At 64.5% G+C, this 23,989-nt stretch carries 26 protein-coding genes; 14 read left to right on the plus strand and 12 right to left on the minus strand.

Translation table 11 applies throughout. The features are described 5' to 3' along the window. Nucleotides 1–172: 172 nt before the first annotated feature. From fdxA to OE747_RS14220, 4 genes are all read right to left on the minus strand, one after another. On the minus strand, nucleotides 173–511 hold the full coding sequence (gene fdxA / locus OE747_RS14205; protein ID WP_164129382.1) for a ferredoxin FdxA: 339 nt from the start codon (nucleotides 509–511) through the stop codon (nucleotides 173–175). Nucleotides 512–649: 138 nt separating this feature from the next. Then, nucleotides 650–949: an RNA-binding S4 domain-containing protein gene (locus OE747_RS14210; protein WP_404818320.1), complete on the minus strand. Its 300-nt coding sequence runs from the start codon at nucleotides 947–949 to the stop codon at nucleotides 650–652. Between the two features lie 6 nt (nucleotides 950–955). Continuing rightward, nucleotides 956–3,814 carry a helicase-related protein gene (locus tag OE747_RS14215; protein WP_263829234.1) on the minus strand — a complete coding sequence of 953 codons (2,859 nt, stop codon included), beginning with the start codon at nucleotides 3,812–3,814 and terminating at the stop codon, nucleotides 956–958. A 27-nt stretch (nucleotides 3,815–3,841) separates the two neighbouring features. Beyond that, nucleotides 3,842–4,411 (minus strand): tetratricopeptide repeat protein, encoded by a 570-nt coding sequence (locus OE747_RS14220; protein ID WP_263829235.1) that lies wholly within the window; start codon nucleotides 4,409–4,411, stop codon nucleotides 3,842–3,844. A gap of 70 nt (nucleotides 4,412–4,481) precedes the next feature. Between OE747_RS14220 and OE747_RS14225 the strand changes: the two genes are divergently transcribed. The 6 genes from OE747_RS14225 to OE747_RS14250 all read left to right on the plus strand — a co-directional run bounded on the left by OE747_RS14225 (nucleotide 4,482) and on the right by OE747_RS14250 (nucleotide 10,537). Further along, nucleotides 4,482–4,772, plus strand: a complete 291-nt coding sequence (locus OE747_RS14225; protein ID WP_263829236.1) for an SCP2 sterol-binding domain-containing protein — start codon at nucleotides 4,482–4,484, stop codon at nucleotides 4,770–4,772. Beyond that, nucleotides 4,772–5,716, plus strand: coding sequence for an alpha/beta hydrolase (locus OE747_RS14230; RefSeq protein WP_263829237.1), 945 nt, complete (start codon nucleotides 4,772–4,774; stop codon nucleotides 5,714–5,716). Before OE747_RS14225 ends, OE747_RS14230 begins: the two co-directional genes overlap by 1 nt. Nucleotides 5,717–5,816: 100 nt before the next feature. After that, complete coding sequence (locus OE747_RS14235; protein WP_263829238.1) at nucleotides 5,817–6,821, plus strand: ligase-associated DNA damage response exonuclease; 1,005 nt, start codon at nucleotides 5,817–5,819, stop codon at nucleotides 6,819–6,821. Further along, the gene (locus OE747_RS14240) at nucleotides 6,818–8,413 is read left to right on the plus strand and encodes an ATP-dependent DNA ligase (protein ID WP_263829239.1); all 1,596 of its coding nucleotides are present in this window, start codon (nucleotides 6,818–6,820) and stop codon (nucleotides 8,411–8,413) included. Before OE747_RS14235 ends, OE747_RS14240 begins: the two co-directional genes overlap by 4 nt. A gap of 70 nt (nucleotides 8,414–8,483) precedes the next feature. Next, nucleotides 8,484–10,304, plus strand: coding sequence for a M3 family oligoendopeptidase (locus OE747_RS14245; RefSeq protein WP_263829240.1), 1,821 nt, complete (start codon nucleotides 8,484–8,486; stop codon nucleotides 10,302–10,304). Continuing rightward, the gene (locus OE747_RS14250; RefSeq protein WP_263829241.1) at nucleotides 10,301–10,537 is read left to right on the plus strand and encodes a hypothetical protein; all 237 of its coding nucleotides are present in this window, start codon (nucleotides 10,301–10,303) and stop codon (nucleotides 10,535–10,537) included. Before OE747_RS14245 ends, OE747_RS14250 begins: the two co-directional genes overlap by 4 nt. Here OE747_RS14250 and urtE read toward each other — a convergent pair whose 3' ends face one another. Genes urtE through urtA form a run of 5 tightly spaced genes read right to left on the minus strand, consistent with a single transcriptional unit; the run spans nucleotide 10,538 to nucleotide 16,499 of the window. Further along, the gene (gene urtE, locus OE747_RS14255; protein WP_263829242.1) at nucleotides 10,538–11,233 is read right to left on the minus strand and encodes an urea ABC transporter ATP-binding subunit UrtE; all 696 of its coding nucleotides are present in this window, start codon (nucleotides 11,231–11,233) and stop codon (nucleotides 10,538–10,540) included. A gap of 3 nt (nucleotides 11,234–11,236) precedes the next feature. After that, nucleotides 11,237–11,977, minus strand: coding sequence for an urea ABC transporter ATP-binding protein UrtD (gene urtD / locus OE747_RS14260; RefSeq protein WP_263829243.1), 741 nt, complete (start codon nucleotides 11,975–11,977; stop codon nucleotides 11,237–11,239). Further along, a complete protein-coding gene (gene urtC / locus OE747_RS14265) occupies nucleotides 11,974–13,203 on the minus strand; it encodes an urea ABC transporter permease subunit UrtC (RefSeq protein WP_263829244.1) in 1,230 nt (409 codons plus the stop codon). The genes urtD and urtC overlap by 4 nt, the downstream gene beginning before the upstream one ends. Before the next feature lie 4 nt (nucleotides 13,204–13,207). Next, nucleotides 13,208–15,160 (minus strand): urea ABC transporter permease subunit UrtB, encoded by a 1,953-nt coding sequence (urtB, locus tag OE747_RS14270; RefSeq protein WP_404818321.1) that lies wholly within the window; start codon nucleotides 15,158–15,160, stop codon nucleotides 13,208–13,210. Nucleotides 15,161–15,218: 58 nt separating this feature from the next. After that, nucleotides 15,219–16,499 carry an urea ABC transporter substrate-binding protein gene (urtA, locus tag OE747_RS14275; protein ID WP_263829245.1) on the minus strand — a complete coding sequence of 427 codons (1,281 nt, stop codon included), beginning with the start codon at nucleotides 16,497–16,499 and terminating at the stop codon, nucleotides 15,219–15,221. Nucleotides 16,500–16,960: 461 nt separating this feature from the next. On the opposite strand from urtA, the gene OE747_RS14280 reads away from it, so the two are divergent. The 4 genes from OE747_RS14280 to OE747_RS14295 are packed head-to-tail and all read left to right on the plus strand — an operon-like array spanning nucleotide 16,961 to nucleotide 18,504. After that, the gene (locus tag OE747_RS14280) at nucleotides 16,961–17,722 is read left to right on the plus strand and encodes an urease accessory protein UreD (protein ID WP_263829246.1); all 762 of its coding nucleotides are present in this window, start codon (nucleotides 16,961–16,963) and stop codon (nucleotides 17,720–17,722) included. A 1-nt stretch (nucleotide 17,723) separates the two neighbouring features. Continuing rightward, nucleotides 17,724–18,026 carry an urease subunit gamma gene (locus OE747_RS14285; RefSeq protein WP_263829247.1) on the plus strand — a complete coding sequence of 101 codons (303 nt, stop codon included), beginning with the start codon at nucleotides 17,724–17,726 and terminating at the stop codon, nucleotides 18,024–18,026. An 11-nt stretch (nucleotides 18,027–18,037) separates the two neighbouring features. Continuing rightward, the gene (locus OE747_RS14290; RefSeq protein ID WP_263829248.1) at nucleotides 18,038–18,202 is read left to right on the plus strand and encodes a hypothetical protein; all 165 of its coding nucleotides are present in this window, start codon (nucleotides 18,038–18,040) and stop codon (nucleotides 18,200–18,202) included. Continuing rightward, a complete protein-coding gene (locus OE747_RS14295) occupies nucleotides 18,199–18,504 on the plus strand; it encodes an urease subunit beta (protein WP_263829249.1) in 306 nt (101 codons plus the stop codon). The genes OE747_RS14290 and OE747_RS14295 overlap by 4 nt, the downstream gene beginning before the upstream one ends. Nucleotides 18,505–18,646: 142 nt before the next feature. Here OE747_RS14295 and OE747_RS14300 read toward each other — a convergent pair whose 3' ends face one another. Next, complete coding sequence (locus OE747_RS14300; protein ID WP_263829250.1) at nucleotides 18,647–18,844, minus strand: hypothetical protein; 198 nt, start codon at nucleotides 18,842–18,844, stop codon at nucleotides 18,647–18,649. Nucleotides 18,845–19,068: 224 nt separating this feature from the next. Here OE747_RS14300 and ureC point away from each other — a divergent pair, with 224 nt between their 5' ends. The 4 genes from ureC to ureG are packed head-to-tail and all read left to right on the plus strand — an operon-like array spanning nucleotide 19,069 to nucleotide 22,532. Beyond that, complete coding sequence (ureC, locus tag OE747_RS14305) at nucleotides 19,069–20,778, plus strand: urease subunit alpha (protein ID WP_263829251.1); 1,710 nt, start codon at nucleotides 19,069–19,071, stop codon at nucleotides 20,776–20,778. A gap of 11 nt (nucleotides 20,779–20,789) precedes the next feature. Beyond that, nucleotides 20,790–21,263, plus strand: a complete 474-nt coding sequence (ureE, locus tag OE747_RS14310; protein WP_263829252.1) for an urease accessory protein UreE — start codon at nucleotides 20,790–20,792, stop codon at nucleotides 21,261–21,263. Continuing rightward, nucleotides 21,247–21,900: an urease accessory protein UreF gene (locus OE747_RS14315; protein ID WP_263829253.1), complete on the plus strand. Its 654-nt coding sequence runs from the start codon at nucleotides 21,247–21,249 to the stop codon at nucleotides 21,898–21,900. Before ureE ends, OE747_RS14315 begins: the two co-directional genes overlap by 17 nt. Then, a complete protein-coding gene (gene ureG / locus OE747_RS14320; protein WP_263829254.1) occupies nucleotides 21,897–22,532 on the plus strand; it encodes an urease accessory protein UreG in 636 nt (211 codons plus the stop codon). Before OE747_RS14315 ends, ureG begins: the two co-directional genes overlap by 4 nt. 7 nt (nucleotides 22,533–22,539) lie before the next feature. On the opposite strand, the gene OE747_RS14325 is transcribed toward ureG, so the two are convergent. Both OE747_RS14325 and OE747_RS14330 read right to left on the minus strand, forming a co-directional pair. Then, complete coding sequence (locus OE747_RS14325) at nucleotides 22,540–22,809, minus strand: DksA/TraR family C4-type zinc finger protein (RefSeq protein ID WP_263829255.1); 270 nt, start codon at nucleotides 22,807–22,809, stop codon at nucleotides 22,540–22,542. Nucleotides 22,810–22,876: 67 nt separating this feature from the next. After that, on the minus strand, nucleotides 22,877–23,797 hold the full coding sequence (locus tag OE747_RS14330) for a 1-acyl-sn-glycerol-3-phosphate acyltransferase (RefSeq protein ID WP_263829256.1): 921 nt from the start codon (nucleotides 23,795–23,797) through the stop codon (nucleotides 22,877–22,879). Between the last annotated feature and the right edge of the window lie 192 nt (nucleotides 23,798–23,989).

A 23,989-nucleotide genomic window follows, 5' to 3' on the forward strand; every position in this document is an offset into this window, starting at 1 on the left:
GGCTTTTGGGTCCCATCCCAGTTCTTTGCGTTACTTCGGCAGGAAGCATACCATAAAAATGGGCATCCTGAAAGATGCACCCTAAAGAGAGCTATGTTTGCACTGCAATTTCAGCATGTTGCCAGTGCATAGCCGCGCGCGGGGCGGCGCGGCACTGCGAATCACCTGGGGGTCAGCCGCCCTGTCCCGGCGCCTCGGAGAAATACTTCTCCATCTTGCCCTCTTCGCCGTCCCGCGACTCTGCATCGGGCAGCGGGTCTTTCTTGGTCACGATCACCGGCCATTGCTCGGCGTATTTGCGGTTGAACTCCACCCAAGGCTCCATCCCCGGCTCGGTATCGGGACGGATCGCGTCAGCGGGGCATTCCGGCTCGCAGACGCCGCAGTCGATACATTCGTCGGGATGGATGACCAGCGTGTTCTCGCCCTCGTAGAAACAGTCGACCGGGCAGACCTCGACGCAGTCGGTGTATTTGCAGGCGATGCAGTTCTCGGTGACGACGTAGGTCATGGGCAGAAATCCACTTCTCGTTTGCCGGACTAGCTAAATCACAGCGGACCATTCTTCAAGTCAGGATCGCCCCTGCTCCGCGACGGAAAGACCGGAAATGCGCGGCTTTGCCACGGAGGGACGACGCGGTTTCGTTCTTTAGTCCGTCGCAGGGGGAGTGTCCCGGTTTTCGTCCAGATCCCGGTACAATGTCTGCGCCTCGCTGGCCGGGCCGCGCCGGGTTCCCAGCGCTTCGACCCGGATCAACCGGACATTGCCCGCCTGCACAAAGGTCAGCACATCACCCGGCGCCACCGCATGGGCGGGTTTCGAGATCCGGCTGCCGTTGACGCGCGTGCGGCCGTTTCCGGCCGCCTCCGCCGCCAGCCCGCGCGTCTTGAAGAAACGCGCGTGCCAGAGCCATTTGTCGATCCGCATCTTGGACGGCTGGTCGACCATCCGTCGTCAGTTGCCCTCTTTGAGCGCCAGCAGCGCGGCAAAGGGGTTGTCGGGGTCGATGGCCTTTTCCTTTTTCGGCGGGCGCGAGGAATAGGTCTTGGCCCCCTGCTGAGCCGGTTTGCCGCCCTTGCCGCCATACGGCTTGCCATCGCGGCGGCGTTCGCCGTCCTTGGCCTTGCCCCGGGATTTGTCCTGCGGCTTGTCGCGGCGGCCCTGGCGGGCCTCGCCCTGCGGTCGGGGCTGGCCTTCGCCGCGCGGCTCGCGGCGCGGGCCACGGCCCTGCGGGCGCGTGCGGGCCCAGGTGAAGGTGTAGAAGACCTCGACCTCGGGCTCTTCGGCAGCCGCCGCATCGGCGGGTGCGGCTTCGGCCTCTGCGGCTACGGGTTCGACCGGTTCGGTCTCGACCGGCTCCGCTGTCGTCGGCTCTGCTGCGGGCTCGACGGCGGCTTCGGCAGTTGCTTCGGGCGCGGTATCCGGCGTGCCCGGTTTGACCTTGGCCCGTTCGCCGCGCTCGGCATTATAGCCCAGCCCCTGCATCAGGTCGGCGAACTGTTCCAGCGTCATGCCGGTGATCGACAGCATGTCCGCCGTCGCCTCGAACCCGGCGCGGCTGTCCTTGGCGCGCAGCATGTCGGCCAAACGTTCCAGCATGTCGATGCGCACCGCCCGTTCGCCCGCCATCCGGTAGCCGCACATGGTGTCGACGCCCGGCTCGGCATCCTTGACCGAGGGCACCGTCACCAGACCCGGCGGCGGTGCCTCGGGGAATTCCTGAAGCCCGTTGGCCAGCGACCAGAGCACCAGGCGCAGACGGGTCGGCGCCGGTTTCAGCAGGAGCGGCATGAAAATGGTGAACTGGCCAAAACGGATGCCATGCTTGCGCAGGGCGCCACGCGCCTCCTGATCCAGATCCTTGACCTCTTGCGCCACATCGGCGCGCGGCAGGATGCCAAAATTCTCGACCATGCGGAAGGCAAAGCCACGCGCCAGCCCGGTCAGGGCCTCGTCGCGCGAAAGCGCCAATAGCGGCTCGAACAGCGCGGCCACCTTGCGGTCGATGAAATGTTGCAGGCGGCGGCGGACCTTCTGTTCGACATCCGGTCCGGCGACCTCGTCGACAAAGACCTCGACCTGAGGTTTCAGCGCATCGGCCCCGGCCACCAGCTTGCCGACGGCGTTCTCGCCCCACATCAGCCCGCCCTGTTCGGTAAAGTCGATCTCGGTATCGGGCGCGTTATAGAAGCGGTCCGCTCGCAGATGGAACTGCGGCGCCAGCGCCTGCATCGACGCGGCTTTTAGCGCCTTGGCTTCGGTGCCCTGCGCGCTTTTGTCCGGGCTGAACCGGAACCCTTCCAGACGTCCGACGAATTCGCCTTCGACGGTCACTTCACCCTTGTCGTTCACTTCGGCCAAAAGGGCCTCCTTCTGCTTGAGCCGGCGCAGCAGCACGCTGGTGCGCCGGTCCACAAATCTCTGCGTCAGACGTTCATGGAGGGCGTCCGACACCCTGTCTTCTACAGCGCGGGTTTCCTCGCGCCAATGGGTTTCGTCACGAACCCAGCCGTTCCGCTGCGCGACATATGTCCACGTCCGGATATATGCCAGCCGTTTCGACAGCGCGTCGATGTCGCCATGGGTCCGGTCGATTCGCCGGATCTGGCGCGCGATGAAGTCGTCGGGGATATGACCGTGCTCATGCAGATGCTCGTAAATCACCTGCAAAAGCCCGGCATGTTCGGCGTGAGAGATGCCGCGGAAATCGGGAATCCGGCAGACATCCCACAAGAGCCGCACCGCCTGGCCCGAGCTTGCGCGGGCCATCACCTCGGGCATCTGGGCCAGCGATTTCAGCGCCATCAGGTCATCGGCCTCGCGCGCCTTGAGCAGATCCTCGCCGACGGGGGGCTGTTCGAGTGAGCGGATCAGCGCCTCGACCGTGCCGAAACTGAGGTCGCTGTTGCGCCAGTTGAGCTTCTTGAGCGGGGTAAAGCGATGCTCCATGATCGCCTGCGCCATGCCGTCGTCCAGCGGCCGCGCCTCGCCGGTGACACCAAAGGTACCGTCGGACATGCCGCGCCCGGCCCGGCCCGCGATCTGGGCCAGCTCGTTCGGGGCCAGTTGCCGCATCCGGCGGCCATCGAATTTGGACAAGCTGGAAAAGGCCACATGGTCGATATCGAGGTTCAGCCCCATGCCGATGGCGTCGGTGGCGACCAGATAGTCGACCTCGCCATTCTGGTAGAGCGCCACCTGCGCATTGCGGGTGCGCGGGCTGAGCGCCCCCATCACCACGGCAGCACCACCCTTTTGCCGGCGGATCAGCTCGGCGATGGCATAGACGTTTTCCACCGAGAAGCCGACAATGGCGCTGCGTGGCGGCATCCGGGTGATCTTTTTCGAGCCGGTATAGACCAACTGGCTCATCCGCTCGCGGCGCATGAACTGCGCCTGAGGCACCAGCGCGGCAATCGCCCCGCGCATGGTGTCCGAGCCCAGGAACAGGGTTTCATGCAGACCCCGCGCGCGCAGCAGCCGGTCGGTGAACACATGGCCGCGTTCGGGATCGGCGCAGAGCTGGATTTCGTCGATGGCGACAAAATCGGCGCCCATGCCCTCGGGCATCGCCTCGACCGTGCAGACCCAGTATTGCGTGCGCGGCGGCACGATCCGCTCTTCGCCGGTGACCAGCGCCACGACCGACGGCCCGCGCAGGCCCACGATACGGTCATAGACCTCGCGCGCAAGCAGCCGCAGCGGCAGGCCGATCACCCCCGTCCGGTGCCCCAGCATCCGTTCGATCGCGTAATGCGTCTTGCCTGTGTTGGTCGGGCCAAGAACGGCCACGATCCGCGAGGATCCGTTCACCTGTCTGCCCCCTGCCCCTGGCCTGCTTCAGAGCGCCTGGCCCTCGATCCGGGGCTTCAGCCGATTCACGGCACTGGTTACTTCCTCGTGATGGGGATGTATAGCCAGCGCGCGGGAATAGGCGGCAAAGGCCGCCTCGGGCCGGTCCAGTGCTTCGAGCATCAGGCCCAGACCGTAGATCGCGTTATAATGGTTCGGGTTCAGGGCCAGGACATGTTCGAGATCGGCAATGGCGGGCCCGAAGAGATTGACCGCGAAATAGGCCGAGGCGCGGGCATGCCAGCCTTCGGCGAAATCCGGCGCATGATCGGTCAGCGCCGTGAGATGTTCGATTGCCGCGCCATAGTCATGTAGCTCGAGCGCGTCGCGCCCACGTTTGAGCAGGAAATCGGCCGAGGGTGAGCCGGATTTCGCCCAGAGCGCCTGCAATTGCCGGTCGAGCTGGCGCGCGCGCGTGGTATCGGCCTGTGCCAGTTCCGCCAGCAACGCGGTTTCGTCGCTGGAATCGGCCTGTTGCGCAGCGAGGCTGCCGGAAATCGCGACTAGCAGCCCGATTGCCGCGACGATACCTTTGAGATTGAGTGGCGCAGTTGTCATAACAAATCTCACATTAGCGCGGTATGCGCCGTTGTCCAATCACGGACAATGTCACGAAACGAGGATGAAGATGAGCGAAATTCTTGACCAGGCCGTGGCCGAGCTGAACCAAAAGATGAGCGGCGCGGGCTTTGCCTCGTCGGCCAAGTTCGCGATCGCCGAAGTGGGTTCGATCGTGCTGGACGCCAGCGGCGCGCGGATCAGCGACGAGGATGCGGATGTGACCCTGTCGGCCGATGCCGACACCTTCCAGCAGATCATCAGCGGCGAGATGAACCCGACCGGCGCGTTCATGTCGGGCAAGCTGACCATCGACGGCGACATGGGTGTCGCCATGCAACTGGCCTCGGCGCTGGCCTGATGGACCTGTCGCCGGCCCCGCTGTTCGAGGATGTGGCCGGCGGACCGCCCGGCGGGGCGGCGCATTGGCTGCGTACCGATGACGGCATTCGCATCCGGGTCGGCCACTGGCGGCCCGAGGGCACGGTGCAAGGCACCGTGTTCCTGTTTCCCGGGCGCACCGAATATGTCGAGAAATACGGCGATGCCGCGCGCGAGTTTACCCGGCGCGGCCTGGCCATGCTGGCGGTGGACTGGCGCGGACAGGGGCTGGCTGACCGGTTGCTGGACGACCGGCGGTTGGGCCATGTCGTGTCTTTCCCGGACTATCAGCGCGATGTCGCGGCGGTGGTCGATCTGGCCGCGGCGCTGGAGCTGCCGCGCCCGTGGTTCGTGATCGGTCATTCGATGGGCGGCGCCATCGGCCTGCGCGCGGTGATGGAGGGGCTACCGGTGGTGGCCTGCGCCTTTACCGGGCCGATGTGGGGCATCTTCTTTACCCCGGTGATGAAACCCCTGAGTTGGGTCACCTCGACCCTGGCGCCGGTGCTGGGGATGGGGCACAAGAACCCGGCCACCACCTCGCCCGAGCCTTATGTGGTCGTGCAAGAGTTCGAGGGCAACAGCCTGACCCGCGACCCGGCGATGTACCAGATGATGCGCGATCAACTGGCCGCCTATCCCGAACTGTCGCTGGGGGCGCCGACCAATATCTGGCTGCGCGAGGCCCTGAATGAATGCCGCCTGCTGGCAGCGCGCGCCGCGCCTGCCCTACCCTGCCTGACCTATCTGGGCAGCCATGAGCAAATCGTCGACCGCAAGGCGATCCGCAGACGCATGGCGGCCTGGCCGGGTGGAGCGCTGGTGGAAATTCCCGGTGGCGAGCACGAGGTTCTGATGGAGGCGCCCGCAGTGCGGGGGCCGGTCTATGATCGGCTGGCGGCCCATTTCCGGGCCGCCGGCTAATCCGCTCTCCGCGCGCGCCAGCCAAGAAAATTCGACGAATTTTCTTGGGCCGCCCGTGACGTGCTCTGGCATCCGCCCGGCTTCGGGCTAGACTTGCCGCATGGCGCGCGATCCGGTTCTTGAGTTTACCGAACGGGGCATCTATTGCCCGGCGGGCGGTTTCTACGTCGACCCCTGGCACCCGGTCGACCGGGCGCTGATCACTCATGGCCATGCCGATCATGCCCGCCCCGGCCATTCCCGCTATCTATCCACCACCGGTGCGGCGCCCATTCTGCGCCAGCGTCTGGGCGATATCATGCTCGAGACCGTCTCTTATGGCGCGCGCCTGCGCATCGGCGATGCGTTGGTTTCCTTTCATCCTGCCGGACATGTGCCGGGGTCGGCGCAGATCCGGATCGAGGTGGCCGGAGAGATCTGGGTAGTTTCGGGCGATTACAAGACCGTACCCGACGGGCTGAGCGAGCCGTTCGAGCCGGTGCGGTGCCACAGCTTCATCACCGAAAGCACATTCGGCCTGCCGGTGTTTCGCTGGCCCGATCCGGCGGAGGTGGCGCGGGACCTGAACGACTGGTGGCGTGACAGTGTCGCGGCGGGCCGGACGCCGGTGCTGGGTGCCTATGCGCTGGGAAAGGCGCAGAGGCTGTTGTCGATGCTGGACCCCGGCATCGGTCCGCTCCTGACCCATGGCGCGATTGAAACGGCCACTTCGGTTCTGCGTGCGCAGGGGTATAGCCTGCCACCGACGGTGGCGGTGACGCCCGAGACCGACCCGCGCGCGCATGGTGGGGCGCTGGTCCTGGCGCCGCCCTCGGCGCTTGGCAGTGCCTGGATGCGGCGGTTCGGCCCTGTCTCGACCGGCTTCGCCAGCGGCTGGATGATGCTGCGCGGCGTGCGGCGACGGCGGGCGATGGACCGGGGCTTTGTCCTGTCCGATCATGCCGATTGGCCTGGGCTGAACACGGCGGTGAAGGAGAGTGGTGCGGAAAAGATATTTGTAACGCATGGTTACACCGAAGTCTTTACGCAATGGCTCAGGTCGAGAGGGTTGGATGCGGATATCGTCCCAACCCGGTTCACAGGCGACGAGGCGCAGGTTGAATGATCCGGTTCGCCCACCTTTTCGAAGCGCTCGATCAGAGCACACGCACGACCGACAAGGTCAACGCGCTGGCCGCCTATTTCGCCGAGGCGGAACCGCTGGACCGGCTGTGGACAGTGGCGCTCTTCTCGGGTCGCAGACCGCGCCGGGCGGTCACCACCACCGAGTTGCGCAACTGGGCGGCGGAGGCGGCAGCGCTGCCGCTGTGGCTGGTCGAAGAGAGCTATCCCGTGGTCGGCGATCTGGCCGAGACCATCGCGCTGATCCTGCCGCCGCCGGATCGCCTGTCCCGGCGATCTTTGTCGGGCTGGATGGCGTTGCTTCGCGACCTGGCCGGGCAGCCGGAGGCGGCCCGCCGGGCCGCGATCCTTCAGGCCTGGGCCGAGCTCGACACCGCGCAGCGTTTCCTGTTCAACAAGCTGGTCACCGGCGGGTTCCGCGTGGGGGTCAGCCAGAAGCTGATGACCCGTGCGCTGGCACAGGCGACAGGCCACGATGCGGCAGAGCTGGCGCATCGACTGATGGGAAGCTGGTCGCCCGAGATGACAAGCTGGGAGCGGTTGATCGAAGCGGAGGATGGTGGAGCCGATGCCTCGCGCCCCTATCCGTTCTGCCTAGCGCATCCGCTGGAGAGCGCGCCGGACGATCTGGGCCCGCCGCAGGACTGGCGCGCCGAGTGGAAATGGGACGGCATACGCGGCCAGTTGATCCTGCGCGAGGGGCGGCATTTCGTCTGGTCGCGCGGTGAGGAGCTGATGACCGACCGCTTTCCCGAACTGGCGCGGGCGCTCGATTTCCTGCCGCCGGGCACGGTGCTGGATGGCGAGATCCTGGCCTGGGACGGTATCGCGCCGCTGCCCTTTGCGGCGCTGCAACGCCGGATCGGGCGCAAGAGCGTGCCGAAGAAACTGCTGGCCGAGGCGCCGGTAATCCTGCTGGCCTATGACCTGCTGGAATGGCAGGGCCGCGACCTGCGGTCGGCGCCGTTTGTACAACGGCGCGCGCTGCTGGACCGCGCGCTGAGTGGCCTGCCCCCGGATGCGCCGGTGCGCCCCTCGCCGCTGGTAGGCTTTGACGACTGGCAGGCGCTGGCGGATATCCGAACCGAGGCCCGCAACCGCCAAGCCGAGGGCTTGATGCTGAAACGGGTCGCCAGTCCCTATCATGCAGGGCGCAAGAAGGGCGATTGGTGGAAATGGAAGCTTGACCCCCATACGGTGGATGCGGTGATGATCTATGCGCAGGCGGGCCATGGGCGGCGCGCCACGCTGTACACCGATTTCACCTTTGCGGTCTGGGATGGCGATGCGCTGGTTCCCTTTGCCAAGGCCTATTCCGGCCTGACCGATGCCGAGTTTCGCGAGATCACCGCCTGGGTGCGCAGCAATACGCTGCAACGGTTCGGTCCGGTGCGGCAGGTGAAGCCAGAGCTGGTGTTCGAGATCGCATTCGAGGGTATCCAGCAAAGCCCGCGCCACAAATCCGGTATCGCCCTGCGCTTTCCGCGCATGCTGCGCTGGCGGCGCGACAAGCCCGCGGCCGAGGCCAACCGGCTGGAGGATCTCAAACAGTTGCTCGACCCGCCCGGCACCTGAGCCGCGTTGCCGGTTGCGGCGGGCGGCCATGCTCCTTAAGTGTGAGGCAACCAGAAATGACGAGGCTCTCATGTTCCACCTGCCCTTTCCCCTTCGCGACGCCAATGCCGGTTCCGGTTCCAAGGATCTCGGCAACCTGCCCGAATGGGACCTGAGCGACCTCTATTCCGGCGAGGATGCGCCGGAACTGAAGCGCGACCTCGACTGGCTGGAAACCGAATGCGCCGCATTCGCCACCGATTACGAGGGCAAGCTGGCCGATCTTGATGCGGCCGCCCTGCTGACCTGTGTGCAGCGTAACGAAAAGATCAGCGCCATCGCGGGCCGCATCATGTCCTTTGCAGGCTTGCGCTATTACCAGCTGACCATCGACGGGGGCCGGGCCAAGTTCATGTCCGACTGCCAGGAAAAGATCACCAATTTCACCACGCCGCTGGTGTTCTTTACCCTGGAGTTGAACCGGATCGAGGATGACGCTCTGGCCGCCCGCTTTGCAGAAAACGCCGAACTGGCGCGCTATGCGCCCGTGTTCCGCCGCATCCGCGCAATGAAACCCTATCAGCTGAGCGACGAGCTGGAACGGTTCCTGCACGATCTGGGCGTGGTGGGCGACGCCTGGGAGCGGCTGTTCGACGAGACCATCGCCGGGCTCACCTTTGACATCGACGGCGAAGAGCTGAACATCGAGGGCACGCTGAACCTGCTGACCGAGCAGGACCGCAACAAGCGCGAGGCCGCCGCCCACGAGTTGGCGCGCGTCTTTGGCGAGAACATCAAGACCTTCGCCCGCGTACACAACACCGCCGCCAAGGAAAAGGAAGTGATCGACCGCTGGCGCAAGATGCCCAGCGCCCAGACCGGCCGGCACCTGTCGAACGATGTGGAACCCGAAGTGGTCGAGGCCCTGCGCGAGGCGGTGGTTGCCGCCTATCCCAAGCTGAGCCACCGCTATTACGAACTCAAACGCAAATGGCTGGGGCTGGACCGTATGCAGGTCTGGGACCGCAACGCGCCGCTGCCGATGGAAGACACCCGCACCATCCCCTGGGCGCAGGCCGAGCGCATGGTGATGGAGGCTTACGAGGCCTTTGACCCGCGCATGGGGGAAATCGCCGCGCCCTTCTTCTCCAAGGGCTGGATCGACGCAGCCGTCAAACCCGGCAAGGCGCCGGGCGCCTTTGCCCATCCCACCGTGACCGAGGTGCACCCCTATGTGATGCTCAACTATCTGGGCAAGCCGCGCGACGTGATGACACTGGCCCATGAACTGGGCCATGGCGTGCATCAGGTGCTGGCCGCCGGTCAGGGCGAAATGCTCAGCTCGACCCCGCTGACGCTCGCCGAGACCGCAAGCGTGTTCGGCGAGATGCTGACCTTCCGCAAGATGCTGGAAAAGGCCGAAACCCAGAAACAGCGCAAGGTGCTGCTGGCGGGCAAGGTCGAGGACATGATCAACACGGTGGTGCGCCAGATCGCGTTCTATGACTTTGAATGCAAGCTGCACGCCGCCCGCCGCCAGGGGGAACTCACGCCCGAGGATATCGGCGCGTTGTGGATGAGCGTGCAGGGCGAAAGCCTTGGGCCCGCATTCGACTTCATGGAAGGCTATGAAAGCTTCTGGGCCTATATCCCGCATTTCGTGCACTCGCCCTTCTACGTCTATGCCTACGCCTTCGGCGACGGGCTGGTGAACGCGCTTTACTCGGTCTATGCCGAGGGCAAGCCGGGATTCCAGGATCTCTATTTCGAGATGCTGAAGGCGGGCGGTTCCAAGCACCACAAGGAGCTTCTGGCGCCCTTCGGCCTTGACGCGACGGACCCGAAGTTCTGGGACAAGGGGCTGAACATGATCTCGGGCTTCATCGACGAGTTGGAGGCGATGGAGGATTGAGCGACTGGCACCAGCGGCGCATCGCCCTGCGCATGCGCCTGCGCCCGGTGCTGCAACGCATCCGCCGCAACGTGCCGCGCGGATTGCGGATTGTGCTGGGCGCGTTGCTGATGGTCGGTGGCGTGTTCGGCTTTCTGCCTGTGCTCGGCTTCTGGATGATCCCTTTGGGATTCATGGTGGCGGCGATGGATGTCGACCTCTATCGCCGCTGGAAACGGCGCAAACGGCGCTAGTCAGACCGAGACGGCGGCCAGCAGATCGTCGCGCGCGACCTCGCCCGCCCGGCCCCGCAGGCAGACCTGCCCGCGTTTGAGCGCCACGAAACTGTCCCCAAGCCCATAGGCAAAGTCGAAGAACTGTTCGACCAGCATGATGGCCATGCCGCCCTGCATGCGCAGATGCGCGATCACCTCGCCGATCTGCTGGATGATATTGGGCTGGATCCCCTCGGTCGGCTCGTCGAGCAGCAAGAGCTTTGGCCGGGTGATCAGGGCCCGCGCGATGGCCAGTTGCTGCTGTTGACCGCCCGACAGGTCGCCGCCGCGCCGGTTCTGCATCTGTTTGAGGACCGGGAAAAGCTGGAACATCTCTTCGGGGACCTGCCAATCGGCGCGCGGCAGGCAGCCAAACCCGGTTTCAAGGTTCTCGCGCACGCTGAGCAGCGGAAAGATCTCGCGCCCCTGCGGCACCAGGGCCACGCCCTTGCGCGCCATGGCATGGGCGGGGAGCACGCCCAGCGCCTCGCCATCCAGCGTCACCTGCCCGCCCGAGCGCGGATGGGTGCCCGCAATCGCCTTGATCAGGCTGGTCTTGCCCACCCCGTTCGATCCCATCAGGCAGGTCACCTCGCCCGCGCGGGCCTCCATCGAGATACCGTCCAGAATGCGCGAATGGCCGTAATGCAGGGTGATATCGTCAAGTTTCAGCATCTGTCAGCGTCCCAGGTAAACGTCGATGACCCGCTTGTCGGCGGTCACGTGATCAAGGCTGCCCTCGGCCAGAACCGCGCCTTCGTGCAGGACGGTCACCTTGCAGTTCAGCCGCCGTACGAATTCCATGTCATGCTCCACCACCACGACGGCGCGGGTCTTTGCCGCCTCGACCAGAATGGCGGTGGTGTGTTCGCGTTCCTCGGGGGTCATGCCTGCGGCGGGTTCGTCGACCAGCAGCAGGCGCGGATCCTGCGCCAGCAGCATGCCGATCTCCAACCATTGCTTCTGCCCGTGCGACAGCTCACCCGCCTTGCGGGGCAGATGGTCACCAAGGCCGATTTCGGCAGCCAGTTCCCCGACCCGCGCAAGGTGGGCCGCGTTGGGGCGATAGAACAGGACAGACCACGGCCCACGCGGACCTTGCAGGGCCATCAGCAGGTTCTCGTGCACGCTCTGATCCTCGAACACGGTGGGTTTCTGGAACTTGCGCCCGATCCCGGCCCGGGCGATCTGTGCCTCGGACAGGCCCAAGAGCGACAAGCTGCGCTCGCCCCAGAGCACCCGGCCCTCGTCGGGCCGGGTCTTGCCGGTGACGATGTCCATGAAGGTGGTCTTGCCCGCCCCGTTGGGGCCGATCACCGCCCGCATTTCGGCCTGGCCGATGCGGAAGGACAGGTTGTTGATTGCCTTGAATCCGTCGAAACTGACCGAGACGCCGGAAACTTCGAGAAGTGTGCTCATTCCGTGGCCTCCCGTTCGCGCAGGGCGCCCGCATCGGGACCCAGATCGGCGCCATGCCGGTCGGGAGGACGCCTGCCCTGCCAGAGATCGAACAGCCCGCCGATGCCCGAGGGCGCGAAGAGTGTGACCAGCACGAAGGAGAGACCCAGAACGATGGTCCACCAGTCCACCCATTTGATGGTCAGCGGACCCAACACAAGGTCGGGGATCTGCCCGCCGGTGAACCACGACGAGACAAGGCTGACGAAGGCCGCCCCGATCACCGCGCCGTAAAGCCGACCGCGCCCGCCGATGGCGACCCAGACGGCAAGGTAGATCGACGCGATGGGCGCGATCTCGGCCGGGTTCACGATACCTGCCTGCGGGTAGTAGAGCGCGCCTGCGATCCCGGCGATACAGGCGGTCAGGGTAAAGACGGCAAGCTTGTAGGTCTCGACCGAGTAGCCGAGGAACCGCACCCGCGCCTCGTTGTCGCGAATGCCGCGGATGACCGAGCCGAACTTGCCCGACACGATCCAGGCGGCCAGCAGGTAACCCAGGCCCAGCGCCAGCGCCGAGGCCCAGAAGAACCACAGGCTGATCACCGCTTGCGGCGCCTCTACGCCGGGCAGGTTCTGCAATCCGGACAGGCCATTGTTGCCGCGCAACCCGCTGTCGTTCTGGAACAGGTACAGCGCCAGCGCCAGTGTCATCGCCTGGGTCAGGATCGACAGGTAGACGCCGGTCACCCGGCTGCGGAAGGCGAGCCAGCCAAAGACCAGCGCCAGCAGACCGGGGGCCAGCACCACCATGGCCAGTTGCAGGATCAGGCTGTCGGCAAAGGCCCAGACCAGGGGGAAATCCGAGGAACCGACCACGCCGAAGATCTGAGTGCCGATGGCATCCACGACCTCCTGTTCCGTGGGCGGCAGCGCACCCTGTGCCAGCGAGCCTTCGACGATGAGCCGGGTGCGCTCATACATCAGCCACATGCCGATCATGTAGCCGCCCAGCCCGAAAAAGGCGAAATGACCAAGGCTGAGAATGCCGCAATAGCCCCAGATCAGGTCCATCGCCACCGCGATCAGGCACAGGCAGAGCGTCTTGCCCAGCGTCTTGACGAAGCTGGTGGAGATCAGGCCGATGCCAAAGCCTTCGGACAGGACGCTGACGCCCAGGGTGAACAGGGCAAGAAGCGCAAGAAAGGCCAGCACCGACGGGTGACGCGCGACAAAGCTGTTTCTCATGGCGTCAATCCCCCGCCGCGCGGCCCTTGAGGGCGATGATCCCCCGCGGCCGAAACTGAATGAAGATGATGATGAAGATGATCATGTAGGTCTGCGCCGCGAGGGTGTTCGAAGGGTTCAGCCATTCGATCCCCTTTTGCAGCGTGCCGATCATCGCGGCCCCGGCCAGCGTGCCCCAGATATTGCCGACACCGCCCACCACCACGGTCATGAAGCTTTGCACGATGTAGTCGCTGCCCAGTTCCGATGTGACCTTGGCAAAGAGGCCGATGGCCACCCCGGCAATCCCGGCGATGCCGGAGCCGAGGCCAAAGGTCAGCATGTTGATACGGTCGGGGTTGATGCCCATCGACGCCGCCATGCGCGGGTTCTGGGTGACGGCGCGGGTCTCCAGCCCCAGCCGGGTGCGCCGCATGATGAACAGGAAGAGACCCAGAAAGATCAGCGCGAGGACAAAGATAGCGATGCGGATATAGCTGATCGACACCACGTCGTTCAGCACCCAGGCGCCGTCCAGCCAGCCCGGCGCGGTCAACGGACGCGCTTGCGTGCCAAAGATGTTCTTGGCCAGTTGCTGCAAGGCGATCGAGATGCCGAAGGTCGCGAGCAGCGTCTCCAGAGGCCGGTTATAGAGGTGTCGGATCACCAGCCGCTCCATCGTGACACCGGCGGCGAAGGTGACGGCAAAGGCCAGCGGGATCGCCACCAGGATCGACAGGGTGTGATCGGCAATCACCTGCTGCACCATATAGCCGGTATAGGCCCCCATCATGATGAACTCGCCATGGGCCATGTTGATCACCCCCATGACGCCAAAGGTGATCGCCAGCCCGATGGCGGCGAGGAAATAGATCGAGGCCAGCGACAGTGCATCCAGCCCTAGGTCGATGGCTTGATTGAGGCCGACGCGCCTCTCGATTTCGGCCAGCGCCTGTTCGGCGGCTTCGGTAACGGCGGCGGAGGGTTCGGAATAGACCTCGACAAACCGGTGCCGGGTCACCACCACCTCGGGCGCCTCGGCGGTGGACCAACGCGGCACCAACCCGGCCTGCGCCAATTGCACATAGGCCGCGTCGCGCGCCTCCTGACTATCGAGGCGGTGGACTGGAACGCCGGCGACCTGGCCATCGACCATGTTCGCGATCAACAGCGCCTTGCGCGCCTCATTATCCGGGATAGGTTGCGCCTGTCCGGCGGCAATCAGCATGTCATAGGCGGCTGCTACGCCCAGCGCGGGATCGCCCGGTTTCACCTCGCGCCGGATGTTTGCGGTCTCTGGCAAGCCTTCGGCCAGCGCAATTCGGGTGACCAGCAGCGGATTGAGTGTCGCGCGCATGTCGACGCCAAGATCGCCCGACATCTCCTCTATCGCGGCGATCCGGGACGGCTCGTCGGGATCGAAGGCGATGGTCAACAGGCGTTCCACCCGCATCTTGCGGGCTTTCAGGGCAGTGTCCGGCTCTGCCGGGATCGACGCGCGCAGAGGCGCCAGCAAATCGGCTCCGGGGCTGCGCTGGATCGCATCCAGCGCTTCGGCGCGGCGGGTGGGATCGGGGTCTGACAATTGAAACTGCACCAGGGCGGTGCCAATCATCGCCCGCACGCCGCTGTTAGGCTTGATCTGGCTCAGTTCGTCGCGACTCACTGTCCCAAAGCTTTGTCCGGTGTCGAAATCGAAAAGCTCGACCTGGCGGGCGGGTTTCTCTGTCCCGCGATAGAACAGACCGTCATCGCTGCGCTGCCACATCTCCTTGGCGGCCCAGACCTGAAGCACCTCCTGCGCCTGCGGCAGCCCGCTGGCGGCGATTGCGTCGATGGCCGAACCGATCGATGTGCGCGAGCCCTTCTCGATGGTTTCGCGATGCGCCTGGAGCACGCTTTGTACCGTGGTCTCTTGCGCCATGGCCTGCGCGCAGAACAGCACCAGCGCCGCCAGCGCGATCATCAGTCTTGTCATGTCTTGATTTCCGCCTGTGGGTCGGAAGGGGCGGAACGCCCCTTCCCCTCTGTCTGGCTCAGTAGTTGGACAGCGTCTGGACGCAGGTCTTGGTCTGGGTGTTGTACATGCCACAGCCCAGATCCTTCCAATCCGACATCAGCACCGCAGATTCCGGCAGGAAGTCGGTCCAGGCGTCGCCGGGCACTTCGGAGGTCTGGCTGATGATATCGAACTGACCATCGGCCTGGATCTCGCCGATCAGCACCGGCTTGGCCAGATGGTGGTTCGGCAGCATGACGGCGGTGCCGCCGGTCAGGTTCGGAAACTCCTGCCCGTACATGGCGGTGCGCACGGCATCCACATCGGTGGAACCTGCGGCGGTGGCCGCGTTCACCCACATGTTGAAGCCGATGTAATGGGCCTCCATCGGGTCGTTGGTCACGCGGTCCTCGCCCATCTTGGCCTTCCACGCCTTGACGAAATCGGCATTGATCTCGGTATCGGCCGACTGGAAATAGTTCCAGGCCGCGAGATGCCCGACGAGGTTGGTGGTGTCGAGACCCGAGAGCTCCTCTTCGCCCACCGAGAAGGCCACCACCGGGATGTCATCCGCCGAAACGCCGGCCGCCGCCAGTTCCTTGTAGAACCCGATATTGGCGTCGCCGTTGATGGTCGAGATCACGCCCACTTTCTTGCCATCGGCGCCAAGGGCGACCACATCAGCCACGATCTTGGACCAGTCGGAATGGCCAAAGGGCGTGTAGTTCACAAAGATATCCGAATCCGCGATTCCCTTTTGCTTGAGATAGGATTCGAGGATGTTGTTGGTGGTGCGGGGATAGACATAGTCGGTGCCCAGCAGCGCGAATTTCTCGACCCCCAGTTCCTCGAGGAAGTAATCGGTTGCCGGGATCGCCTGCTGGTTCGGCGCAGCCCCGGTATAGAACACGTTCTTCGAACTTTCCTCGCCCTCGTACTGCACCGGATAGAAAAGCAGGCCGTTCAGTTCCTCGATCACCGGCAGGACCGACTTGCGGCTGACGCTGGTCCAGTTGCCAAAGATCACGTCGACATTGTGCACGGTCAGCAACTCGCGCGCCTTTTCGGCAAAGAGCGGCCAGTCCGAGGCCGGGTCGACCACCACCGCTTCAAGCTCGCAGCCCAGCAAGCCGCCCTTGGCATTCTGCTGCTCGATCAGCATCAGCATGGTGTCCTTGAGCGTGGTTTCCGAAATCGCCATGGTCCCGGACAGCGAATGCAGCACGCCGACCTTGACCGGGCAATCTGCCGCCAGGGCCGGGGCGCCAAACCCGGCGAGCAGAGCGGCGGTTGCGAGAGAGGATTTAAGATGAGTCATATGTTTCTCCTCGCAGGGGCGCGCATCCGGGCCTTGCCGAAAAGGGCAAATCGACCTAGGTGACCCCTGCAACAAATCGTTGCACCCGTGTGGCGGCCGGTCAGAGCTCCAATTCGTCTGGTCGCCACACACCCGTTTGCGGCGCGGCCTTTTGCGCCTTGGGTGGCTTATCGGTTCTGCATCGCAGCATGAATCGCAACACTGGGATGTAGCTTTCCCCCCACCCCAAAGCCAGTTGCCGGATTTTTAGGCCAACGCCATGCAATTCGCTCAATTTCCGTGCAAATCCAGCGGTTGGCCAATGCAAAACAGCCTGCATCCCTGACACCGGACCGACACTGTGCTGTCTCTTTGAGCAAAGAACGCCGCAGACGGAGGCCAAGATTACCGCAGCGCAGCACATACACCCGGACCGCTCCGGCGATGCGCAGCCCCGCGCGATCGGGCAGGCCTTTCTGTCGGTGCAAACACACGCTGGGCTCAGCGAGCTGGAGGGCCTGCGCCAGTCCGGATCGCTCAAGCTGCTGTTCCCGCGGCGCGACGACAGCACGCTGCAAGCGGTTCTGGTCAATACGGCGGGCGGCGTCACCGGTGGCGACCGGTTTTCCCTGCGCGCCGAGGTCGGGCCGGGCGCCGCGGCGACCCTGACCACCCAGGCGGCCGAACGGGCCTACCGCGCCCGGGGCGCCGCGCCGGGCCGGATCGACACCCGCCTGACCCTGGCCGAGCGCGCGCATCTGAACTGGGTGCCGCAAGAGACCATCCTGTTCAATGGCTGCGCGATCCGGCGAAACCTGCGGATCGACATGGCCGGGGATGCCCGCCTGCTGATGGTGGAATCGCTGGTTTTCGGTCGCGCGGCGATGGGCGAGACCCTGACCGGCGCGCAGTTCCGCGACCGGATCGAGATCCGGCGCGATGGCAGGATCGCGCATCTTGATGCGCTCCACTTTGATGGCAATGTCGCCGATCATCTGGCCCGGCCGCACGTGGCCGCAGCTGCCGGAGCGATGGCCAGCCTCGTGCTGATCGGGCCTGATGCGGCCGCGCATCTGGCGCCGGTACGGGCCGCGCTACCCGCCACGGGCGGCGCCAGCCTGGTGGGCGAGGACATGCTGCTGATGCGCCTGCTGGCCCCGGACAGTTTCCTGTTGCGCCGCACGCTGGTTCCGATCCTCAACCGCCTGACCCGCAACGCCCTGCCCCGACCCTGGATGATCTGACATGCAACTGACCCCGCGCGAAAAAGACAAACTGCTGATCGCCATGGCGGCAGAGGTGGCGCGCCGCCGCCTCGCGCGCGGCGTCAAGCTCAACTATCCCGAGGCCATCGCCCTGATCACCGATGCGGTGGTCGAGGGCGCCCGCGACGGCCGCTCGGTCGCCGACATGATGGAAGCAGGCGCCCAGGTGGTGCGCCGCGCCCAATGCATGGAGGGTGTGCCCGACATGATCCCCGAGGTGCAGGTCGAGGCCACGTTTCCCGATGGCACCAAGCTTGTCACCGTTCACCAACCGATCCGCTGAGGAGACCCCAGATGAAGACCATGCTTTCCCTGCCACTGACCCTGATCGCCGCCCCTGCAATGGCACATGACGGCGTGCACCTGCATCCGCACGGTTCCGGCGACTGGCTCGCCGTGTCGCTGGGCCTGATCGCATGTGGCCTGGCCCTGCTGGCCTGGCTGAAGGCCACAAGATGATCCCGGGCGAGGTAATCCCGGCCCCCGGCGACATCGAACTGAACGCCGACAGGACCGCGACCATCCTGATGGTCGCCAACACCGGCGACCGCCCGGTTCAGGTCGGGTCGCACTATCATTTTGCCGAAACCAACCCGGCTCTGGATTTCGATCGCGGGGCGGCGCGGGGCATGCGGCTGGATATCGCCGCGGGCACTGCCGTCCGGTTCGAACCGGGTCAGCGCCGCGAGGTGCAGCTGATCCCGGTATCCGGGAACCGTCGCATCTTCGGCTTCAACGGTCAGATCATGGGACCGCTGTGATGTCTCTCCTACTCTCAATGGCATCGCACCCCGACCGATGGTATTTGCAATCACACGATCCGTCGCGGGACACGAACAAACTCTCCGCGACGAAGGCAGATCGGCCACAATCAGAATGGCGGACGATTCGGAGGAACTTGCCTCAAAACCAGCCACGGTATTTTCCCCAGACCACAATTGCTGCGAGTGCAATCGCAGACAAGCGCAAGCACAATTCAGTTAATGTCACAGTCACCCCTTTCATTGGTTGGGCGCAGTCAACGCGCATTCGGGCGACCAAACAAATAGTCAATAAATCTGGTTCATTGTGGTTATTTTTTGACATTGAAATATCAGCCACTGATCAAAAATCAGTTGCAGATGCAACCGTATCAATATTTTCCGTTTTTTTACCTCCTGTAATGCTCGCGTCATTTCTTTCAAAATACCTTTCAAAAACAATAGGTAACACCAGAGTTCACTTTTTGATTTTTCGAAAAATTGTATTTAAATCAAATAGTTATACATTGCCTGAAAGCTTTTCATTCGGACGCCGACGCAATTTGAAACAATCGTGAGGACGAAATGCCCACCACTATCTCCCGCGCGGACTACGCCGCCATGTACGGCCCCACCACGGGCGACCGGGTGCGGCTGGCCGATACCGATCTGATCATCGAGGTTGAACGCGACCTGACGACCTATGGCGAAGAGGTCAAGTTCGGCGGCGGCAAGGTGATCCGCGACGGCATGGGGCAAGCTCAGGTCACGCGCGCGGCGGGCGCCGTAGATACCGTGATCACAAACGCGCTGATCGTCGACTGGACCGGCATCTACAAGGCGGACGTGGGCCTCAAGGATGGGCGCATCCACAAGATCGGCAAGGCCGGAAACCCGGATACCCAGCCTGGCGTCGACATCATCGTCGGCCCCGGAACCGAGGTGATCGCGGGCGAAGGCCGCATCCTGACCGCAGGCGGGTTCGACAGCCATATCCATTTCATCTGCCCGCAACAGATCGAGGACGCGCTGCATTCCGGCCTCACCACCATGCTGGGCGGCGGCACCGGCCCCGCGCATGGCACGCTGGCCACCACCTGCACCCCCGGCCCCTGGCATATCGGGCGGATGTTGCAGGCGGCCGATGCCTTTCCGATGAACCTTGCTTTTGCGGGCAAGGGCAATGCCTCGTTGCCCGCAGCGCTGGAGGAACAGGTGTTGGCCGGGGCCTGCGCGTTGAAACTGCACGAGGACTGGGGCACTACGCCCGCCGCGATCGACTGTTGCCTGTCGGTGGCGGATGCCTTGGACGTGCAGGTGATGATCCACACCGATACGCTCAACGAAAGCGGTTTCGTGGAACATACGGTCAAGGCCATGAAGGGCCGTACCATCCACGCCTTCCACACCGAAGGTGCAGGCGGCGGCCATGCCCCCGATATCATCCGGATCTGCGGCGAGGCGCATGTTCTGCCCTCCTCGACCAACCCCACGCGCCCCTTTACCGTGAACACGGTCGAGGAGCATCTAGACATGCTGATGGTCTGTCATCACCTCGACAAGTCGATCCCCGAGGATGTGGCCTTTGCCGAAAGCCGCATCCGGCGCGAGACCATCGCGGCCGAGGATATCCTGCACGACATGGGCGCGTTTTCCATCATCGCGTCCGACAGCCAGGCCATGGGCCGGGTGGGCGAGGTGCTGATCCGCACCTGGCAGACCGCCGACAAGATGAAGAAACAGCGCGGCCGACTAGCCGAGGAAAGCGGCGATAACGACAATTTCCGTGTCCGTCGCTATATCGCGAAATACACGATCAACCCGGCGATTGCGCATGGGATCGGGCATGAGATCGGCAGCATCGAGGAGGGCAAGCGCGCCGATCTGGTGCTTTGGAACCCGGCCTTCTTCGGGGTCAAACCGGAAATGGTGCTGCTGGGCGGCACCATCGTCTGTGCCCAGATGGGCGACCCCAACGCCTCGATCCCGACGCCGCAGCCTGTGTACAGTCGTCCGATGTGGGGCGCTTATGGCCGTTCGGTCGAGCATTCGGCCGTGCTCTTCGTCTCCGAGGCGGCGCAGGCCGATGGCGTGCGCGCAAGACTGGGGCTGGCCAAGCAGACGCTGGCCGTCCGCAACACCCGTAATATCGGCAAGCGGGATCTGAGGCTGAACGACGCCCTGCCCCATGTGGAGGTCCATCCCGAAACATACGAGGTGCGCGCGGATGGCGAACTGCTCACCTGCCAGCCCGCCGAAGTCTTGCCGATGGCGCAACGCTATTTCTTGTTTTGAAGGGAGCCGAGATGCAAGTCGTCACCAGCCAGAGTATTCGCCGTTGTGGTGAGTGGAGCGAGCCAGACGGGTCTGTCCTGCTCACTTACGAAGACCGGTTCCTGCGCCGCAAGATGCTGACCACCCTGCATTGCGAGGACTTTCTTGTCGATCTGGCACAGACCACATCGCTGGACGGCGGCGACGCCTTCGAGCTTGGCGACGGGCGCCTGATCGAGGTTGTCGCCGCAAACGAACCCCTGCTGGCCATCACGGGCGACAACCTGACCCGGCTGGCCTGGCACATCGGCAACCGGCACACACCCTGCCAGATCGAGGCGGACCGGCTGCTGATCCGGCAGGATCACGTGATCCGCGACATGCTTGAAAGGCTCGGTGCAAGTGTGACCGAGGTCAACGCGCCCTTTACCCCCGAGGGTGGAGCCTATGGGCACGGGCGCACCCATGGGCACAGTCACGGGCACGCGCATGCAAACGGCCACTGACATCGATCTGCTGACGCTTATGCAATGGCTGTCGCCCGCCTATCCGGTAGGCGCGTTTGCCTATTCGCATGGGCTGGAGCGGCTGGTTCAAACCGGCGCCGTGGCGAATGTCGCAGACCTGCAAGACTGGTTGCATGACCTGCTCGACTTCGGTTCGGGCTGGTCCGATAGCCTGTTTCTTGTCGCGGCCTGGCGCGCAGGCACCGGCGACGAGGTGCTGGATATCGACGCGATGGCGCGCGCCTTTGCCGGACCCGCCGAACGCCGCTTGGAAACCCTTCAGCAAGGCGCGGCCTTTGTCCGGATCACGTCAAAGATCTGGGGAAGTCACGAGGGCGACCTGTCCTATCCGGTCGCAATTGGCCGCGCCGCGCGCGCGGCGGACCTGCCCGTGGACCTGACGGCGAAGATGTATCTGCATGCCTTCGTCTCGAACCTTGTCTCGGCAACGCAACGGCTGATGCCGCTGGGCCAGAGCGCGGCACAGGCGCTGGTGCACCAAATGGCACCGTTCTGCGCCGCGCGGGCAGAGGCGGCGCTTGCCGCCGATCTGTCAGCCTTGTCCGGCACCGCCTTTCTGGCCGAGATCGCGGCCATGCAACACGAAACCCAGGAACCGAGGATATTCCGCACATGACCCAGATGAATGGCCCCCTGCGCGTCGGCATCGGTGGCCCGGTGGGCGCGGGCAAGACCAGCCTGACCGCCGCGCTGGCCCGCGCGCTGCGTGACACCCACTCGATCGGTGTGATCACCAATGACATCTACACGCAGGAGGATGCCGAGGCGCTGATGCGCATGCAAATCCTGCCGCAGGACCGGGTGATCGGCGTCGAGACCGGCGGCTGCCCGCATACCGCGATCCGCGAGGATGCCTCGATCAACCTGGCTGCCGTCGCCGAGATGGAGCGGCGTCATCCGGATATCGAAATTGTGCTGATCGAATCCGGCGGCGACAACCTGTCGGCGACGTTCAGCCCGGAACTGGCCGATGTGACCCTCTATGTGATCGACGTAGCCGCTGGCGAGGAGATCCCGCGCAAAGGCGGACCCGCGATCACGAGGTCTGATATTCTGGTGATCAACAAGACCGATCTGGCGCCTTATGTCGGGGCCGATCTGGGTGTCATGGAACGGGACGCCGCGCGGATGCGCGGCGAACGGCCCTTCGTTTTCACCTCGGTCCGGCACGGAGAGGGTGTGGAGCAGGTCCTGGCCCTGCTCGACCGCATCGGCGGCATCGGGCCGGGCCGGAAAAACGCGGCCTGATCCGGCGTCACTTCAGCTGGCTGTCCTTGGAACCGCGCCGGTTGATGCCGCCGCGTGCCTTGTAGGCGCCGTCGCGTTCCTGCTGGCAATCGAGGCACAGTTTCACCCCCGGGATCGCCTGCCGACGCGGCTCGGGGATCTCCTCTTCGCATTCGGCGCAATGGGTCAGGCTCTCGCCCACCGGCGCGCGGCGTGCCTGCATGCGCGCCAGTTCGTCGGAAATCGACGCCTCGATCTGTTCGCTCACCGCGCCGTCGCGGGCCCAGCCTCCGGCCATGTTTCACCTCCGCTCTGGCATTGAGACTATCCCCCGCGCCGGGCCTTGCAAAGCCCTGCCGCTCGGGTCACATGGGCGACTGACCATGCGCGCCGGTCCAGTAGAGCCCCGGCACCAGCGCCTCGGCGCTGGCCTTCAGATCTTCGGGCCGCGTGCCGGGCGGGTGTGGCGCACCATAGAACACATCGTAGGAGCCGCCCAGTTTCGCCAGCAGTTCTGCCGCATAACGCAATGAACCGACCATGGCACCAAAATGTTCGTCACCGCCGCTGACAAACTGTGCGATCCTGCGCAAGCCATAGTAATAGCCGGTGTTTCGCGCATCCAGCGCCGCTGGCACGATCTGCGTTTGGCATTGCAGCGACATGCGGGTTGTGCCGCTGCGCCACGCGGGTTCGACAAGCCGACCGTTCCGCAAGCTTGGCACTCGCCCCGATCCGAACACCAGCAACGCGCCCTCACCCATCAGATGCGCTTCCATCGCGGCCAGGGTGGCGCCGGCGGACACCGCGCGGTTGCGTTTGTCGATATCCACCGCGACGATGCTGTCCTTGCCCAGGAACCGCTCGGTTTCCCGGTTCGCGACCACCTTCAAATCGGGCCGCCGGGCGAGCAGCGCGCCTGCATGGGCGACAAAATCGAACATCCCTGTGGGATGTGTGGCGGCGATGATCACACGTCCCGTGGCCGGGACATTTTCCATGCCAGGGGCCGAAACCGTCGTCCCCCCGTCGCGGCCCAGAATATGCTCGACCAACGCCTTGCCGCCCAGTCCGGCAATCTCGTCCAGCAGATCCTCGGTTTCGCGCAAGGCGATGAAGGGTTGGCGGAATAGCAGCCGACTGATCGCATCGGTCGCGCTCAGGCAAGAGCGCACGACCCCCAGGCCCAACCGGTTTTCTTCGGACAGATGCAAACGGGCCCGCAAGACCGGGTCCAGCGGGTGTTCACGGCCGCCAACGGTATGCGGTTGTTGCGCGTTTTTCATCGGGCTCCACTGCGCTGAATTTCTCCAGCTTCCCGCAATCCGTGATCAAGCGCAATGACGGTCCCGAGCCTTGATGTCCCGGCCCGCTGAAAACACGGTCGACTGTTCCTGGACCCCGACGCATGAAGCATGCCGTTCTTGCGGCGACCGGGCGATGAAGCGCCCCGATGATTGCCGGGGTCGGACGTTGCC

The organism is Ruegeria aquimaris (assembly GCF_025751555.1).
Taxonomy (GTDB): Bacteria; Pseudomonadota; Alphaproteobacteria; order Rhodobacterales; family Rhodobacteraceae; genus Ruegeria_B; species Ruegeria_B aquimaris.